Consider the following 17,684-nt stretch of genomic DNA (forward strand, 5'->3'; position numbering starts at 1 on the left):
CCTTCTGGCTGCCCGTTTCGTTATGCTCTGATACGCGCCATAAAATGCGCATCTGTCATGTTCCCCTCGCGTATCGCATAGCGCTGCGCGGTGCCTTCAATTCGGAAACCGAACTGCTGGTACAGCGCGATTGCTTTGTGATTATCAGCAAAGACCGTCAGTTCAATGCGCGTCACCTGAAGCCAGTTGTCGCAAAGATCGACCATTGCCGCCATCAAAGCTTTGCCCACCCCGCGTCGATGAAACGCCGGATCAACGCCCATCCCTATGCTGGCGCAGTGTCGCCGCCGTGCTGTCGTAACGCCTTCAAGCGTGAGTTGCCCGACCACCTGCTCATCAATACAGGCTACCAACATATGCACACCGGCGCGTGGACTGGCCAGTTTTTGCTCCCATAGTGAGGGCGAGGGATAGGGCAGGTGCAGGGTTGCGGCCTGGGTTTCAGGCTGGCTGTAAAGACGAGTTAACGCGGGGGCATCAGCCGGGACAGCATGGCGAATCATCACTGAAGGCATGGCGGTTATCCTTATGAGCACGTGGTAAGCCCTTTAAACATCAGGGGATTTACGTCAGGCGTCAACAGAAATAATACACAAAAGCGCTTTACAGACGAGAATGATAATGATTATTATTGTCATGCCTTCTGGATGTTGTCGAGACGTCAGAAAGCACGACATTGCTCACATTGCTTCCAGTATTATTTAGCCAGCCGGGTGCTGGCTTTTTTTTTGCGCGCCCGTCCTGCTTTCCTTCAGTTCCGTTCAACAACCCTTTGCCAGAGGTTCATAATTTTTGAACAGAGAGGTGAAGTTTTTCAGCTATCAATCTTTCTCACCTGATACCAAACTATAAAAAACAGTGAGGAGATTTGAACATGATCTATTTACGTAAAGCTGAAGAACGTGGCCACGCTAATCATGGCTGGCTGGACAGCTGGCACACCTTCTCGTTTGCCAACTATTACGATGCAAATTTTATGGGCTTCTCAGCCCTGCGGGTGATTAATGAAGATGTGATCGATCCCGGCCAGGGATTTGGTACGCATCCGCATAAAGACATGGAAATTTTGACCTATGTCCTGTCGGGTACCGTGGAACACCAGGACAGCATGGGCAACAAGGAACAGATTCCCGCGGGTGAGTTCCAGATCATGAGTGCAGGTACCGGCGTACGTCATTCAGAATACAACGCCAGCAAAACAGAACCGCTGCATCTTTACCAAATCTGGATCATTCCAGAGCGCACGGGGATTGAGCCGCGTTACGATCAGCGTCGCTTTCCGGATGTGCAGGGTCGCCAGTTTATCCTCACCCCGGATGCCCGTGACGGTTCGCTCAAAGTCTGGCAGGACATGACGCTATCGCGCTGGGTATTTGCGGCAGGCGAAAGCGACAGCGTGACCATTGAGCCGGGACGCCGTATCTGGATTCAGGTTGTCAAAGGCGACGTGAAGGTGAACGGGCAATCCGCGTCAAACAGTGATGCCTTTGCCGTTTGGGACGAAACTGGCCTGACGCTTGAAGCCGACAGCGCGGCCGAAGTGTTGTTGTTCGACCTGCCGCCGGTCTGAGCCTGAAGGGGGCGAGCCTGTCTCGCCCCATTAGCAATCTGCCTGTAAAAAAGTGGTAGACTCGTCGTCATGTGCTTTCAGCGAGATCCAGGCGCTTACGATGAAGAAGAAAAGACCGGTTCTACAGGACGTTGCCGATCGTATCGGTATCACCAAAATGACTGTCAGTCGTTATCTGCGCAATCCTGAGCAGGTGTCGGTTGCGCTGGGGGAGAAGATCGCCGTTGCGCTGGATGAATTGGGTTACATCCCCAATCGCGCCCCCGATATGCTGTCCAACGCGACCAGCCGCGCCATCGGCGTGTTGCTGCCCTCGCTGACCAATCAGGTGTTCGCCGATGTTCTGCGGGGAATCGAAGCGGTGACGGATGAAGCCGGTTACCAGACGCTGGTGGCACACTTTGGTTATAACCCGGAAAAAGAGGAGCGCCAGCTGCGGTCGCTGCTTGGCTGGAACATCGATGGCGTGATTCTGACCGAACGCACACATACAGCAGGGACGTTACGCATGCTGGAGGTGGCCGGTATTCCGGTGATTGAAATGATGGACAGCGTTACGCCCTGTCTGGATATGGCGGTAGGCTTTGACAACGTCGAAGCCGCCCGGCAAATGACGCTGGCGATTCTGAAAAAAGGACACCGTCATACCGTTTATCTGGGGGCGCGCCTGGATGAACGCACGCTGCAAAAGCAGCGGGGTTATGAAAGTGCCATGCGCGAAGCCGGATTAACGCCGCGCAGTGTCATGATGGAAGAAGCCTCCTCTTTCAGTGCCGGTGGCGAATTGCTCCGCGAAGCGCAGCGACGCTATCCTCAGACGGACAGCCTGTTCTGTACCAACGACGATTTGGCGGTGGGCGCGATGTTTGAGTGCCAGCGCCAGGGACTTCAGGTGCCTTCCCAAATGGCTATTGCCGGTTTTCACGGTCATGATATTAGTCAGGTGGTGACGCCTGCGCTGGCGACGGTTCTGACGCCGCGTGACCAAATAGGTCGTGAATCGGCCGCGTTGTTGCTGGCGCGCATTGCCGGCGAAAACCGGGCCAGCCAGCCGCTGGATATGGGATTTGCTATTGTGGAAGGCGGCAGTATCTGATTCGCGCAAATTTATGAGTCAGCTCACACTTTAAGGCTTCAGTCAGTAAAAAGGTTGCCAGAGTGTAATGTCACCAGGAGAATGATAAGCATCATTGTTATCGGTAACATGGCACATTGACTTGCCGGAGTAGAAAATGACGACGCAATCCACGCCACATCACGTTTTTATTTTGATGGGTGTTTCAGGCAGCGGCAAATCCGTTGTGGCAAACCGGGTCTCCCACCAGTTGAACACCGCTTTTCTCGATGGCGATTTTCTTCATCCCCGCGCCAATATCTTAAAGATGGCAGAAGGCCATCCGCTGGACGATAACGACCGTTTGCCATGGTTACAGGCATTGAACGACGCGGCGTTCGCCATGCAACGTACGCAGGCGATCTCGATCATCGTCTGCTCAGCGTTGAAAAAGCATTACCGCGATATGCTTCGACAGGGCAACGACAACCTGCGTTTTGTCTACCTGAAAGGGGATTTCGACACCATCGAATCGCGTCTGAAAGCGCGCAAAGGGCACTTCTTTAAGCCGCAAATGCTGGTAACACAATTTGCGACGCTGGAAGAGCCGGGTGCGGATGAAACGGATGTGCTGGCTGTCGATATCACGCACTCCCTGGACGAGGTTGTAGCGGCAACGGTTGCAACCATTAAGGATGCAATCAATCAAGGCTAGACCATGAATACCGCAACACTTATTTTGACTGCAGCAGGCTCTGTCCTGCTGCTGCTTTTTCTGGTGATGAAAGCCCGGATGCATGCTTTTCTTGCCCTGATGTTGGTTTCTGTGGGCGCGGGTCTGTTGTCGGGCATGCCGCTGGATAAAATCGCGGAAACGATGCAGAAAGGCATGGGCGGCACGCTCGGTTTCTTAGCCATCGTCGTGGCGCTGGGTGCCATGTTTGGCAAGATCCTGCACGAAACCGGGGCGGTGGATCAGATTGCGATTCGCATGCTGAAAACCTTTGGCGAGAGCCGGGCGCATTTTGCCATGGGCATTGCCGGCTTAATCTGCGCGTTGCCGCTGTTCTTTGAGGTGGCCGTAGTGCTGCTGATTAGCATCGCATTCGCTGTCGCCAGGCGGACAGGGGATAACCTGGTCAGGCTGGTTATTCCCTTGTTTGCCGGTGTGGCGGCGGCGGCGGCCTTTTTGCTGCCGGGCCCTGCGCCCATGCTGTTAGCTTCGCAAATGCATGCGGATTTCGGCTGGATGATTTTGCTTGGGCTGTGTGCCGCTCTGCCGGGCATGCTGATTGCCGGGCCGTTGTTTGGCAATTTTATCGCGAAGCGCGTAACGTTCAGCGCACCACCGGAAGATCATCAGCCCGACGTTGATGCCGGCAAGTTGCCCTCTTTTGGCTTTAGCCTGGCGCTTATCCTGTTTCCACTTGTGCTGGTCGGGCTGAAAACCATTGGTGCACGCTTCACCGCTGAGGGCTCTACACTTTACGAGTGGCTGGAATTCATCGGGCATCCCTTCATCGCGATTCTGCTGGCCTGCCTGGTCGCTATCTATGGCCTGGCGTACCGTCAGGGCATGGATAAAGAAAAAGTGATGCAGATTTGTGGCAGTGCGCTGCAGCCTGCGGGGATTATTTTGCTGGTAATAGGAGCGGGCGGCGTCTTTAAACAGGTGCTGGTTGATTCTGGCGTAGGGCCGGTACTGGGCAATGCCTTGACCGGTGCCGGGCTGCCGGTTGCCCTGGCCTGTTTTATTCTGTCCGGTGCGGTCCGGGTGATTCAGGGGTCGGCGACGGTGGCCTGCCTGACGACGGTGGGCTTGATCATGCCGGTGATAGAACCGTTGCATTACTCCGGCGCACAACTGGCAGCCTTGTCCATCTGCATCGGCGGCGGTTCCATTATTATCAGCCATGTTAATGATGCGGGCTTCTGGTTGTTTGGCCGCTTCACCGGCGCGACCGAAGGTGAAACGCTCAAGACATGGACGCTGATGGAAACCATTTTAGGCACCGTGGGCGCGGTGGTCGGGATGATCGCCTTTACCCTGCTCACCTGAGCGATTTAACCCGGGCAACGCTGCCCGGGTTAACGCCGACAGCTATAGCTTCAGATACACACGAATCCCGTCTAAAAACATCTGCGTCGCCAGCATAATCAGGATCAATCCCATCAGGCGTTCCAGTGCGTTAACGCCTTTGTCCCCCAGCAGACGCAGAAACAGGCCCGATAACAGCAGGATCATCACCGTTACGCCCCAGGCGATGAGTAAGGCTCCAACCAGATGCGACATCTGGTTCGGATACTGGTGGGATAACAGCATCAGTGTCGCCAGCAGTGAAGGCCCCGCCACCAGTGGGATGGCCAGCGGCACCAGAAAGGGTTCTTCGCCCGCCGGTAACCCGGTACTGCTGCTTTCCGGCGAGGGGAAAATCATCTTAATTGCGATTAAAAACAGGATAACGCCACCGGAAATGGAGACGGTTTCGGTACGCAGATTAAGGAAGGCCAGAATGCGTTCGCCCGTGAATAAAAACAACAACATGATGATAAGGGCAATCAGCATTTCGCGAATAAGCACGACGCGCCGACGTTTGGGTTCCAGATGCTTTAAAACCGACATAAAAATCGGCAAATTGCCCAACGGATCCATTATTAACAACAATAATATTGTTGCTGAGATCATTTCAGTCATTCGTTTAACATCTTCTCGTTATAGATAAAGCCGGGTTATTAGCAGGGCTGCTGAAAAAGTTGGCCCGATTACATTAATTCACTTGCCAGAAAATCTGCATTTTGTAGAGTTAATCATCACAGGCAACGTTGATTATTACGCAGAGTGGCGTGAAAGTACCACGACACTTTTCCCTTCGATGAGAAAGTCAGGTGTTTATCACCCTGAAACGGATATGACATGAAGAATGTAGGTTTAGTGGGTTGGCGCGGTATGGTGGGTTCAGTGCTGATGTCCCGCATGAGTGAAGAACGTGATTTTGATGTAATCAATCCGGTCTTTTTCTCCACTTCACAACATGGTGAAGCGGCCCCGACGTTTGCGGGCAAACAGCAGGGAACATTGCAGGACGCCTTTGATATTGACGCGTTGAAGGCGCTGGATATCATCATTACTTGCCAGGGCGGCGACTATACCTCTGAGGTGTATCCGAAATTGCGTGCCAGTGGCTGGAATGGCTACTGGATTGATGCGGCGTCCACGCTGCGCATGAAAGACGATGCCATTATTATCCTGGATCCGGTTAACCATCAGGTTATTCGTCAGGGCATCGACAGCGGCATCAAAACTTTTGTTGGCGGCAACTGTACGGTGAGTCTGATGTTGATGTCACTGGGCGGCCTGTTCGCACATGATTTGGTTGAATGGGTTTCCGTGGCTACGTATCAGGCTGCGTCCGGGGGCGGTGCCCGTCACATGCGCGAGCTGCTCACACAGATGGGCATGCTGCACGATCACGTGGCGACCTCGTTGCAAAATCCTGCCTCTGCCATTCTGGATATCGAACGTAGCGTGACGGATTTCACGCGCTCTGGCACGTTGCCGACGGATAATTTCGGCGTGCCGTTAGCGGGCAGCCTGATTCCGTGGATCGACAAGCAGCTTGATAATGGCCAAAGCCGCGAAGAGTGGAAAGGACAGGCTGAGACTAACAAGATTCTGGCGACCCCGCGCGTCATTCCTGTCGATGGACTTTGCGTCCGTGTCGGTGCGCTGCGCTGTCACAGTCAGGCCTTCACGCTGAAACTTAAAAAGGATCTGCCGCTGGCCGAGATTGAGCAACTGCTGGCGTCCCATAATGAATGGGTAAAAGTCGTGCCTAACGATCGTGAAATCACTATGCGTGAACTGACGCCTGCGGCGGTAACGGGGACGCTGAACACGCCGGTCGGCCGTCTGCGCAAACTGAATATGGGGCCAGAATACCTCTCGGCCTTTACCGTGGGCGATCAGCTACTGTGGGGTGCGGCTGAGCCGTTGCGCCGCATGTTACGTCTGTTGATCGACTAAATCTGAAAGACGAAAAAGACCGGGTTTTTCCGGTCTTTTTTCTACAAATCCCTGCAAACTGTTCTACCGTTACGATCACTAAGTGATCCGCTTCCCCTTTTTGCCTGTCCAGAAATAAATTTTTGCTGATCTGCTCTGTCAACGCTCGCCGCCAAGCTATGATTTAACAAGGGCGTGTAACAGACGGGCTGTTTTAATGTATTCACTAACTGGTTGTTGTGGCTGGTAAAGACAGACTTTTTTCGGTGCAAGCTGGCCGCGTTTTTTTTCAAAAGGCGCGTGGTTCCGGCGTGTGAGCGGAATCCTGTCACACTGTTAACGCACACTCGGCAGTTGTCCGTTTTATGTCATGTTAAAGCGGCCAGGGAAATGTCGCCGTGGCTCACGGCTCCCGGCGCGTAAGACAGGTGGCGAGTCCGGCAGGCCGTTGACCGCCTTTCGTCCATACGGCACGCAGGCATGATGATCGCGCCAAAAAAAGATACTGCATTTGAGTGAAGATTATGAGACATAAATCCGTTATGTATTAATATATTTTACTGTTTTTCATCATTGTGCAAGGGCGCTCACATACCGGCTCCGCGGTTGAAGTCGACGGTATACAGGAAAATCGTCCGAATGGCGCAGGATTGCATCAGGAACCGGACGGTAGGGAAAAGTCAAAATTATCTAATGTCTCGGAGTGCCGGATAGTCGTCTGGTGATACTGCGGGATTGGCATCAAGCAGACAGGCTTAATGCTTACTGGTTGTGATTTAAGGAGGCGCGTGGTGACAAGCGTTTTTTGCTGGCGCCCACGCCGCTGTACTCATGGCTCAATGAAGAGCAGCGCAAGAGATATGCGATAGCGCGTGCATCGTGGTCTTTTAGCCTGCCAACTATCACAGGAAGAAAGTCATGTCAGAGCTACCCGATCGCCAGGCGATCAATGCCCTTTTTGCGGGTAACTATTCCGACCCCTTTTCGTTGCTGGGGATGCATAAAACGGAAAACGGTCTTGAAGTGCGGGCGTTGCTCCCCGAGGCCCTTGAAGTCTGGGTTATCGAAACCTCCACAGGACGTAAGCTTGCTCAACTGAAATGCGATGACGCGCGCGGGTTTTTCAGCGGCGTTATTCCTCGTCGTAAAAATCCCTTTCGCTATCAACTGGCTGTGAACTGGCATGGTCAGCAAAACCTCATCGATGATGCTTACCGCTTTGGTCCTCTGTTGCAGGAGATGGATTTGTGGCTGCTGGCGGAAGGAACTCACCTTCGGCCTTATGAAACCCTGGGCGCGCACGGTGATGTGATTGATGGCGTCATCGGCACGCGTTTCTGCGTCTGGGCTCCTAATGCGCGTCGTGTCTCCGTTGTCGGTGATTTCAACTTTTGGGATGGCCGTCGCCATCCGATGCGTTTGCGCCAGGAAATGGGGGTCTGGGAGCTGTTTGTTCCTGGGGCCATTAACGGGCAGCTCTATAAATTTGAAATCATCGATGCGCAGGGTCAGTTGCGAATCAAAGCCGATCCCTATGCCTTTGAGGCGCAAATGCGGCCACAAACGGCCTCGATGATTTGTGGCCTGCCAGAAAAAGTCGAGATGTCAGAGGCCCGTAAAGCGGCCAATGGCTTCGACAAGCCTGTTTCTATTTACGAAGTTCACCTGGGATCGTGGCGCCGCCATACCGACAACAACTTCTGGCTCAGCTACAAAGAGCTGGCTGAGCAGCTGGTGCCTTACGTGAAAGAGATGGGGTTTACCCATATCGAATTGCTGCCCATCAATGAGCATCCTTTTGACGGCAGTTGGGGCTATCAGCCGCTGGGCATGTATGCGCCCACGCGCCGTTTTGGCACCCGGGATGATTTCCGTCACTTTATCGAGACGGCCCATGCAGCGGGACTCAACGTTCTGCTGGACTGGGTGCCAGGCCATTTCCCCAGCGATGACTTTGGCCTGGCGAAATACGATGGCACAGAACTGTACGAACACAGCGATCCGCGTGAAGGCTACCATCAGGACTGGAACACACTGATTTACAACTTTGGTCGCCGCGAAGTCAGTAACTACCTGTCAGGCAATGCGCTTTACTGGCTGGAACGTTTTGGTATTGATGGTCTGCGCGTGGATGCCGTTGCTTCAATGATCTATCGCGATTACAGCCGCGCCGAGGGCGAATGGATCCCCAATCAATATGGCGGTCGGGAAAATCTCGAAGCGATTAACTTCCTGCGCTACACCAACCGCACGCTGGGGCATGTTGCGCCCGGTACGGTGACGATGGCCGAAGAGTCTACCGATTATCCCGGCGTTTCACGTCCTCCTGAAAGCGGCGGCCTGGGATTCTGGTACAAATGGAATCTGGGCTGGATGCATGACACGCTCGACTACATGAAGCTCGATCCCGTTCATCGCCGTTACCATCACAACCTGATGAGCTTCGGCATCATGTACAACTACAGCGAAAACTTTGTCCTGCCGTTGTCCCACGACGAGGTGGTGCACGGTAAACGCTCTATCCTGGATCGCATGCCCGGCGACGCCTGGCAAAAATTTGCCAACCTCCGCGCCTACTACGGCTGGATGTGGGCGTTCCCGGGTAAAAAACTGCTGTTTATGGGCAACGAATTCGCACAGGGCAAAGAGTGGAACCATGATGTCAGCCTGGACTGGCATTTGCTGGAAGGGGAAGACAACTGGCACCACGGTGTGCAGCGTCTGGTGCGTGATTTGAACCATACCTACCAATATTACACCCCGCTTCATCAGCTTGATTTCGATCCGGCCGGATTCGAATGGCTGGTGGTGGATGACGCCGAACATTCAGTTTTTGCCTTTGTGCGTCGCGATCGTGAAGGCAATGAAATCATTGTCGTCAGCAACTTTACGCCTGTACCGCGGCCGGGCTATCGCTTTGGCGTCAATCAGGCGGGCAGCTGGCGCGAAGTCATCAATACCGATCAGCATGACTATCACGGCAGCGACGTACGTAATCATCGTGTCCATACCGATCAGCAGGAAAGCCACGGTCGTCCCCAGTCACTGAGCCTGAACTTACCGCCGCTGGCGACGGTATGGTTGGTGCGGGAGGGAGAATGATCGTGCGTGCCGGACATCCCCACCCGCTGGGTGCCAGCTATGACGGGAAGGGCGTAAACTTTACGCTGTTCTCCCATCATGCTGAGCGCGTTGAACTCTGCCTGTTCGACGAGAACGGGCTTGAGCAGCGCGTTGAACTCCCTGCGCGTAGCGGCGATATCTGGCACGGTTATCTCCCGGGCGTCCAGCCCGGACAGCGCTATGGTTACCGGGTTTATGGCCCCTGGGCACCGCAGGCGGGGCATGTTTTCAATCCCGCCAGGCTGCTGGTCGATCCCTGTGCCAAAGCGGTGCTGGGCGACATCCCCGACGATCCGCGTTTCCACTGTGGCTACACGGAACCCGACACACGCGATAACGCGGCGCTGGCACCCAAATCTGTCGTGGTGATGGAGGATTTCGACTGGCAGGGAGATCAGGCACCGCGCACGCCATGGGGCAGCAGCGTGATTTATGAAGCCCATGTTCGCGGTTTGACCCAGCTGCATCCCGGTATTCCTGAGGCACTGCGTGGCACTTATGCCGCACTGGCGCATCCTGTGATGATCGATTACCTGCTCCAACTGGGCATTACGGCTATCGAGTTACTGCCTGTGGCCCACTTTGCCAGCGAGCCGCGCCTGTTGCGTCTGGGCTTAACCAACTACTGGGGCTATAACCCTTTTGCCCTCTGGGCGGTCGATCCCCGTTATGCTTCCGGCCAGGATGGGCTGTCTCCGCTGCAGGAGTTTCAGCAGACGGTGAAGCGCCTGCATGCTGCGGGCATTGAAGTGCTCCTGGACGTGGTGTTTAACCATACGGCAGAACTGGATGAGACCGGGCCGACAATATCCTTTCGCGGCATCGACAATGCCAGCTATTACTGGCTCGACGACCAGGGCGGTTATCACAACTGGACTGGCTGCGGTAACACACTCAATCTGAGCCATCCTCAGGTCATGAACTGGATACTGGAGGCGTTGCGCTACTGGGTGCGCGTCTGCCACGTGGATGGCTTTCGCTTTGATCTGGCACCGGTTCTGGGGCGTGAGCCTGACTACCATCGCGACGCCGCGCTGTTCCAGGCCATGCGCGCCTGCCCGATCCTCTCAACGGTCAAACTGATTGCCGAGCCCTGGGATATTGGCCCCAATGGTTATCAGGTAGGGAATTTCCCCGCACAGTTTGCTGAATGGAACGATCAGTTTCGTGATACGGCCCGCCGGACGTGGCTGCATGGGGATGTGACGATGGGGGATTTTGTTCGCCGGTTTGCCGCCTCAAGCGACCTTTTTCAGCACAATGGCCGCAAGCCCCATGCCAGCCTGAATATGATCACCGCGCATGATGGTTTCACGCTGCGCGATCTGGTGAGCTTCAGTCAAAAACATAATGAAGCCAACGGCGAACAAAACCGTGACGGACACGGTAACAATTACAGCCATAACCATGGTACAGAAGGATTGGTGGTCAGTGCGGATGTGGCCCAGCGCCGCAGGCGCAGCACGGAAGCGCTGCTGACAACGTTGTTGCTTGCTCAGGGCACACCGATGCTGCTGGCCGGGGACGAGCGTGGTCAAACCCAGCACGGCAACAATAATGCCTACTGCCAGGACAACCCACTGACCTGGCTCAAGTGGGACGATGAAGAAAAAGGCCTTGTCGACTTTACCGCATCGCTGATTCACCTGCGTAAGCGCATTCCGGCACTCACTGCGGATAGCTGGTGGCAGAACGAGGACGGCAATGTCGAGTGGCTGGATGACCAGGGTAAACCTGTGGATGAAGGCGGCTGGAAGCAGGGCATGCGCAGGTTGCAAATTCTGCTCTCTGGTTGCTGGTTAATAACAATAAATGCGACAGATACGCAATGTGATATCGCCTTACCAGACGGAGAATGGCACGTCCTTCCTCCTTTTACCGGGGAATGTAACCCCATCCGATTAACTGTCTGGCATGGTCCCGCACACGCTGTGTGTGTGTTCCAAAAGCAATGATAAGGAGTCAGACATGGTTAAATTAGAAAGAGCAGAACATCTTATGCTGGCGCGCCAGCTCCCTACACAAACCATCGCCCTTGTACTCGCTGGAGGACGCGGGACGCGCCTGGTGGATCTGACCGCCAAACGCGCCAAGCCCGCCGTTCATTTTGGCGGCAAATTCCGCATTATCGATTTTGCGCTCTCCAACTGTGTTAACTCCGGCATTCGCCGTATCGGCGTCATTACGCAGTATCAATCTCATACGTTAACCCAACATATTCAGCGTGGTTGGTCTATCTTCAACGAAGAGATGAATGAATTTGTTGATCTGCTTCCGGCTCAGCAGCGGTTTTCCACTGAGCACTGGTATCGCGGCACAGCGGATGCGGTGACCCAGAACCTCGACGTTATCCGGCGTTACAACGCGCAGTATGTGGTTATCCTGGCAGGCGATCACATCTACAAAATGGATTACTCCAGAATGCTGCTGGATCACGTGCTGAACGATGCCCGCTGCACGATCGCGTGTCTGCCGGTGCCCGTCGCAGAGGCGACCGCGTTTGGTGTGATGGCAGTTGACGAAAACAATAAAGTAATCGATTTCGTGGAGAAGCCGCCGAAGCCGCCAACCATGCCGGGCGATGACACAAAATCGCTCGCCAGCATGGGGATTTACGTTTTCGACGCCGAGTATCTCTATGGTTTGCTGGAGGACGATCTGCATCAGGCCGGTTCAAGCCACGATTTCGGCAAAGATATTTTGCCGAAGGTCGTAGAAAGTGGTGAGGGCTACGCCCATTCATTTGCGATCTCTTGTGTGCAAAACGATCACGAGGCTCCGCCTTACTGGCGGGATGTCGGTACGCTGGAGGCTTACTGGCGTGCGAACCTCGATTTGGCCTCGGTCACACCGGAACTGGATATGTACGACAGCAGCTGGCCGATTCGTACCCATATGGAACCCTTACCCCCGGCGAAGTTTGTCCAGGACCGTTCCGGTAGCCATGGTATGACAATGAATTCCCTGGTCTCTGGCGGCTGCATTATTTCGGGCTCGGTGGTCGTGAATTCGGTTATGTTTTCCCGCGTGCGGGTGAACTCATTTTGCAACATTGATTCAACGGTACTGCTGCCTGATGTGGTGGTTGGCCGATCCTGTCGTCTGCGCCGCTGCGTCATTGACCGCGCCTGTGTGTTGCCAGAAGGGATGGTGATTGGTGAAAACCCTGATGAAGACAGCCGCCGCTTTTTCCGTTCAGAAGAAGGCATTGTACTGGTGACCCGCGCCATGCTGGCCAAACTCAGTAGTGCGGGACAATAAACGACAAGCGGCACACAACCCATCGGCACGAGGATCGTGCCTGGTAACTTAATGAGGTCGAGGATGCAGGTTTTACATGTCTGTTCAGAACTTTTCCCGCTGTTGAAAACGGGCGGGCTGGCTGATGTAGTCGGGGCATTACCTCAGGCACAAATTGCGGGTGGAACAGATACGCGAGTGTTACTTCCCGCGTTTCCTGCATTACGTAAAGGAATACCGGATACGCAGTTGGTGGCGGAGTTGCAGACGTTTGCCGGGCCCGTTCGCTTACTGTTTGGGCAGTTTGATGGGGTAGGCATTTACCTTATTGATGCCCCTGATCTCTATGATCGTCCGGGTAGTCCTTATCATGATGAATCGCAGTTTGCCTACGTCGACAACTATTTACGCTTTGCTTTATTGGGGTGGATGGGCTGTGAGTTAGGCTGCGGTCTGGACAGCTACTGGCGGCCCGATATCGTTCACGCACACGACTGGCATGCAGGGCTGACCTGTGCCTATCTTGAAGCGCGTGGACGGCCTGCAAAATCCGTTTTCACCGTGCATAACCTGGCCTATCAGGGACTGTTTTCCGCGCATCATCTGGATCAGATTCAACTGCCACAATCCTTTTTTAATATGTACGGCCTGGAGTTTTTTGGACAGATCTCGTATCTGAAAGCGGGCCTGTTTTACGCAGATCATGTGACGGCCGTAAGCCCAACCTATGCGCATGAAATCACCACGCCCGAATACGGTTACGGCATGGAAACCCTGCTGGCCCAACGGATGCGCGAAGGGCGTTTAAGCGGTGTGTTAAATGGTGTCGATCCGGCAATCTGGGATCCCTCCCATGATCTGCTGCTGAGCTCACGCTATAACCGCGATACGCTGGAAGCCAAAGCGGAAAACAAGCGTCAGCTGCAGGTGGCGATGGGACTGAAGGTGGACGACAAAGCCCCCGTCTTTGCCGTGATCAGCCGCCTGACCCGACAGAAAGGGCTGGATCTGGTACTGGAAGCGCTGCCCGGTTTGCTGGCTCAGGGCGGACAACTGGTGCTGTTAGGGCAGGGTGATGCCGAACTGCAACAGGGTTTTCTGGCCGCTGCGGCGGAACATCCCGGCAGTGTTGGCGTACAGATTGGCTACCACGAAGCGTTTTCGCATCGCATCGTTGGCGGCGCGGATGTCATCATGGTGCCAAGCCGCTTCGAGCCTTGTGGTCTGACACAGCTCTACGGACTGAAATATGGCACCCTGCCATTAGTGCGTCGCACGGGCGGCCTGGCCGATACGGTAAACGACAGTTCGCTGGAAAACCTTGCGGATGGTATTGCCAGTGGATTCAGTTTTGAAGACAGTAATGCCTGGTCTTTATTAAGGGCCATTCGTCGCGCGTTTGTGTTGTGGTCTCGTCCTTCACTGTGGCGTTATGTGCAGCGTCAGGCGATGGGGATGGATTTTAGCTGGCAGGTCGCCGCTCAAGCCTACCGCGATCTTTATCAACGTTTGTTGTAACGGATTGGGAAACTGAAAATGAATACACCATTCACTTACGCTTCACCTACGTTGACGGTTGATGCTTTAAAGCACTCAATTGCATACAAACTGATGTTCACCATTGGTAAAGACCCTTCTATTGCGAATAAACACGAATGGCTGAACGCCGCACTGCTGGCCGTGCGCGATCGTATGGTTGAGCGCTGGCTGCGCTCTAACCGCGCGCAACTTTCTCAGGATGTGCGGCAGGTTTATTACCTGTCGATGGAATTTCTGATGGGGCGCACGTTGGGCAATGCTCTGCTGGCGATGGGGATCTATGACGATCTCAATCTGGCGCTCGACGAAATGGGCCTCGATCTGGCCGAGTTGATGGAAGAAGAGAACGATCCCGGTCTGGGTAACGGTGGCCTGGGTCGCCTCGCGGCCTGCTTCCTGGACTCGCTGGCAACGCTCGGTATGCCGGGCCGCGGCTACGGCATTCGCTACGATTACGGCATGTTCAAACAGAATATTGTGGATGGCGAGCAGAAAGAGTCACCGGATTACTGGCTTGAATACGGCAACCCGTGGGAGTTCCAGCGTTTCAACACCCGTTATAAAGTTCGCTTCGGTGGCCGTGTTCAGCACGAAGGGGCCAAGGTTCGCTGGCTGGAAACCGAAGAGATTCTGGCTATGGCCTACGATCAAATCATCCCCGGCTACGATACGGATTCTACTAACACGTTACGTTTGTGGGGCGCGCAGGCCAGTAACGAAATCAACCTGGGTAAATTCAATCAGGGTGACTATTTTGCGGCTGTGGAAGACAAGAACCACTCAGAAAACGTGTCCCGCGTGCTTTACCCCGACGACTCAACCTATTCCGGTCGGGAACTGCGTTTGCGCCAGGAATATTTCCTCGTGTCGGCTACCGTGCAGGACATTCTGAATCGTCACTGGACGATGCACCGGACCTGGGGCAACCTGGCGGACAAAATTGCCATTCACCTCAATGACACCCATCCGGTGCTGGCGATTCCCGAGCTGATGCGGTTGTTGATTGATGAGCATAAATTTACCTGGGATGATGCGTTCGATGTGTGCTGCCAGGTGTTTTCGTATACCAACCACACCTTGATGAGCGAAGCGCTGGAAACCTGGCCGGTAGATATGATTGGCAAGATCCTGCCGCGCCACCTCAGCATCATTTTTGAAATCAACGACTTTTTCCTTAAAACGATTCAGGAATATTATCCTGACGACTGGGATCTGCTGTCGCGCATTTCTATCATTGATGAGAACGATGGGCGCCGGGTGCGCATGGCCTGGCTGGCCGTGGTCGTCAGTCACAAGGTCAATGGCGTTTCAGAGCTGCACTCGAACCTGATGGTTCAGTCCCTGTTTGCCGATTTCTCCCGCCTGTTCCCCGGCCGTTTCTGCAACAAAACCAATGGCGTTACGCCGCGCCGCTGGCTGGCGCTGGCAAACCCACCTCTGTCTGAATTACTGGATGAGCAGATTGGTCGTAACTGGCGGACAGATTTAAGCCAGCTCAGCGAGCTGAAAGCCTGTATCGATTACCCGGCCTTTATTGAGAAAGTGGCGGATGCCAAGCTGGAAAACAAAAAACGGCTCGCCGTCTGGGTGGCGAAAAACCTCGATGTGGTGATCGATCCTAACGCGTTGTTCGACGTTCAGATCAAGCGTATTCATGAGTATAAGCGCCAGTTACTTAACGTCCTGCACGTGATTACCCGTTACAACCGCATCAAGGCCGATCCCGATGCCGAGTGGGTGCCGCGCGTGAATATTTTTGCGGGTAAAGCGGCTTCGGCGTACTACGTTGCCAAGCACATTATCCATTTGATTAACGATGTGGCGAAGGTAATTAACAATGATCCTCAGGTTAAAAATAAGCTGAAGGTCGTCTTTATCCCTAACTACAGCGTGAGTCTGGCGCAGATTATTATTCCGGCAGCCGATCTCTCTGAGCAAATCTCGACGGCAGGTACCGAAGCCTCGGGCACCAGTAACATGAAATTTGCCCTCAACGGTGCGCTGACCATTGGCACGCTGGACGGTGCCAACGTCGAAATGCTGGAGCATGTGGGCAAAGAAAACTTCTTTATTTTTGGTAATACCACTCCGCAGGTCGAAGCCTTGCGTCAGGCAGGCTACAATCCGCGTAAGTACTATGAAGAAGATGCCGAACTGCACCAGGTGCTCACCCAGCTCGCCTCGGGTGTCTTTAGCCCGCAGGATCCGGGCCGCTACCGTAACCTGTTCGATTTGCTGGTGAACTTTGGCGATCACTACCAGTTGCTGGCGGATTACCGCAGTTATGTGGATACGCAGGATAAGGTCGATGAACTGTATCGTCAGCCAGACGAATGGCAGCGCCGCGCCGCCATGAACATCGCCGGCATGGGCTATTTCTCGTCTGACCGCACGATTCAGGAGTATGCGGATGAGATCTGGAACATTTCGCCGGTGAGGTTGTAGTCTGGCGGTAAAGTTGAGATTGAGGGGGCTAGTGACAGCCCCTTTTTTATTGGGGCGTTGTTCGTGGGGTGAGGGTTTACGGTTGTGCGCCGGGAGTATTTTGCCCGCGGGGCGGGGGAGATTACGGTCGTGCGCCGGGAATATTTTGCCCGCGGGGCGGGGGAGATTACGGTCGTGCGCCGGGAATATTTTGCCCGCGGGGCGGAGGAGATTACGGTCCTGCTCCGGGAATTTTCCGCCCGCCAGGCGACAGGGAGTTTCAGCCTGTCCGTGCAGGCGGCCGGGTTAAGGGGCTCGCGCCAGCCCCTTAACAATCCCGGCGGCCGTCAGCCGTCGCTGTTCCTTCGTCACTCACTGCGGCCTGACGGACCGTCCGGATGCGCCGTCCCTGGCGCAGCCGTCCTCTGCGCGGCATCCCTGCCGCTCCGTCCTGGCCTCCGTTCCCTCCTCAGCGCGCCGGATGCCGGCAGAAAACCCCCGGCCTGTCAGTCCTGGTTTCTTTTAAAAGCGGGTGTTGTCTGTTTGAATGTGTTCAGTGAGGCTTAAAAAGAGAAGACTTGATAAACGGGGAGTGCTTCAGAACCCACAAGAGCAGGTTTTGCGATTACTTACAGCGACACCGGAAGTGGCTTTAACACAGAGATAGTGAAGCGGGGGTTTGGGGCGGCCTTCCCACCCGCTGAGCGGATGAAGGATTTCCGGATGAGCCG

Annotated in this window: 12 protein-coding genes; 10 read left to right on the forward strand and 2 right to left on the reverse strand. The window is 54.6% G+C overall.

Annotation, left to right across the window (positions count from 1 at the left end; translation table 11 throughout):
* Positions 1-20: 20 nt before the first annotated feature.
* Positions 21-515, reverse strand: a complete 495-nt coding sequence (locus tag GC090_RS01625; RefSeq protein ID WP_033738179.1) for a GNAT family N-acetyltransferase — start codon at positions 513-515, stop codon at positions 21-23.
* A gap of 359 nt (positions 516-874) precedes the next feature.
* Between GC090_RS01625 and GC090_RS01630 the strand changes: the two genes are divergently transcribed.
* The 4 genes from GC090_RS01630 (at position 875) to gntU (ending at position 4,683) form a co-directional block, all read left to right on the forward strand.
* A complete protein-coding gene (locus GC090_RS01630) occupies positions 875-1,570 on the forward strand; it encodes a pirin family protein (protein WP_033738177.1) in 696 nt (231 codons plus the stop codon).
* A 100-nt stretch (positions 1,571-1,670) separates the two neighbouring features.
* Positions 1,671-2,666 carry a gluconate operon transcriptional repressor GntR gene (gene gntR / locus GC090_RS01635; protein WP_006121034.1) on the forward strand — a complete coding sequence of 332 codons (996 nt, stop codon included), beginning with the start codon at positions 1,671-1,673 and terminating at the stop codon, positions 2,664-2,666.
* Between the two features lie 136 nt (positions 2,667-2,802).
* Complete coding sequence (gene gntK / locus GC090_RS01640; RefSeq protein WP_006121033.1) at positions 2,803-3,339, forward strand: gluconokinase; 537 nt, start codon at positions 2,803-2,805, stop codon at positions 3,337-3,339.
* A gap of 3 nt (positions 3,340-3,342) precedes the next feature.
* Positions 3,343-4,683, forward strand: a complete 1,341-nt coding sequence (gntU, locus tag GC090_RS01645; protein ID WP_039342707.1) for a gluconate transporter — start codon at positions 3,343-3,345, stop codon at positions 4,681-4,683.
* A gap of 42 nt (positions 4,684-4,725) precedes the next feature.
* Here the strand turns inward: gntU and GC090_RS01650 are convergent, their stop codons facing one another.
* On the reverse strand, positions 4,726-5,319 hold the full coding sequence (locus GC090_RS01650; RefSeq protein WP_006121032.1) for a YhgN family NAAT transporter: 594 nt from the start codon (positions 5,317-5,319) through the stop codon (positions 4,726-4,728).
* A gap of 219 nt (positions 5,320-5,538) precedes the next feature.
* Between GC090_RS01650 and asd the strand changes: the two genes are divergently transcribed.
* The 6 genes from asd (at position 5,539) to glgP (ending at position 16,974) form a co-directional block, all read left to right on the forward strand.
* A complete protein-coding gene (gene asd, locus GC090_RS01655) occupies positions 5,539-6,648 on the forward strand; it encodes an aspartate-semialdehyde dehydrogenase (RefSeq protein ID WP_033738171.1) in 1,110 nt (369 codons plus the stop codon).
* 897 nt (positions 6,649-7,545) lie between these two features.
* Complete coding sequence (glgB, locus tag GC090_RS01660; RefSeq protein WP_033738170.1) at positions 7,546-9,729, forward strand: 1,4-alpha-glucan branching enzyme; 2,184 nt, start codon at positions 7,546-7,548, stop codon at positions 9,727-9,729.
* The gene (gene glgX, locus GC090_RS01665) at positions 9,726-11,705 is read left to right on the forward strand and encodes a glycogen debranching protein GlgX (protein ID WP_324020740.1); all 1,980 of its coding nucleotides are present in this window, start codon (positions 9,726-9,728) and stop codon (positions 11,703-11,705) included. Before glgB ends, glgX begins: the two co-directional genes overlap by 4 nt.
* A gap of 13 nt (positions 11,706-11,718) precedes the next feature.
* Positions 11,719-13,011, forward strand: a complete 1,293-nt coding sequence (gene glgC / locus GC090_RS01670) for a glucose-1-phosphate adenylyltransferase (RefSeq protein ID WP_033738167.1) — start codon at positions 11,719-11,721, stop codon at positions 13,009-13,011.
* A gap of 63 nt (positions 13,012-13,074) precedes the next feature.
* Entirely contained in the window at positions 13,075-14,508 is a 1,434-nt protein-coding gene (glgA, locus tag GC090_RS01675) for a glycogen synthase GlgA (RefSeq protein ID WP_033738165.1), read from the forward strand.
* 18 nt (positions 14,509-14,526) lie between these two features.
* Positions 14,527-16,974, forward strand: a complete 2,448-nt coding sequence (glgP, locus tag GC090_RS01680; RefSeq protein ID WP_033738164.1) for a glycogen phosphorylase — start codon at positions 14,527-14,529, stop codon at positions 16,972-16,974.
* The last annotated feature ends 710 nt before the right edge of the window (positions 16,975-17,684 follow it).

The organism is Pantoea sp. JZ29 (genome assembly GCF_035190385.1).
Lineage (GTDB): Bacteria > Pseudomonadota > Gammaproteobacteria > Enterobacterales > Enterobacteriaceae > Pantoea > Pantoea stewartii.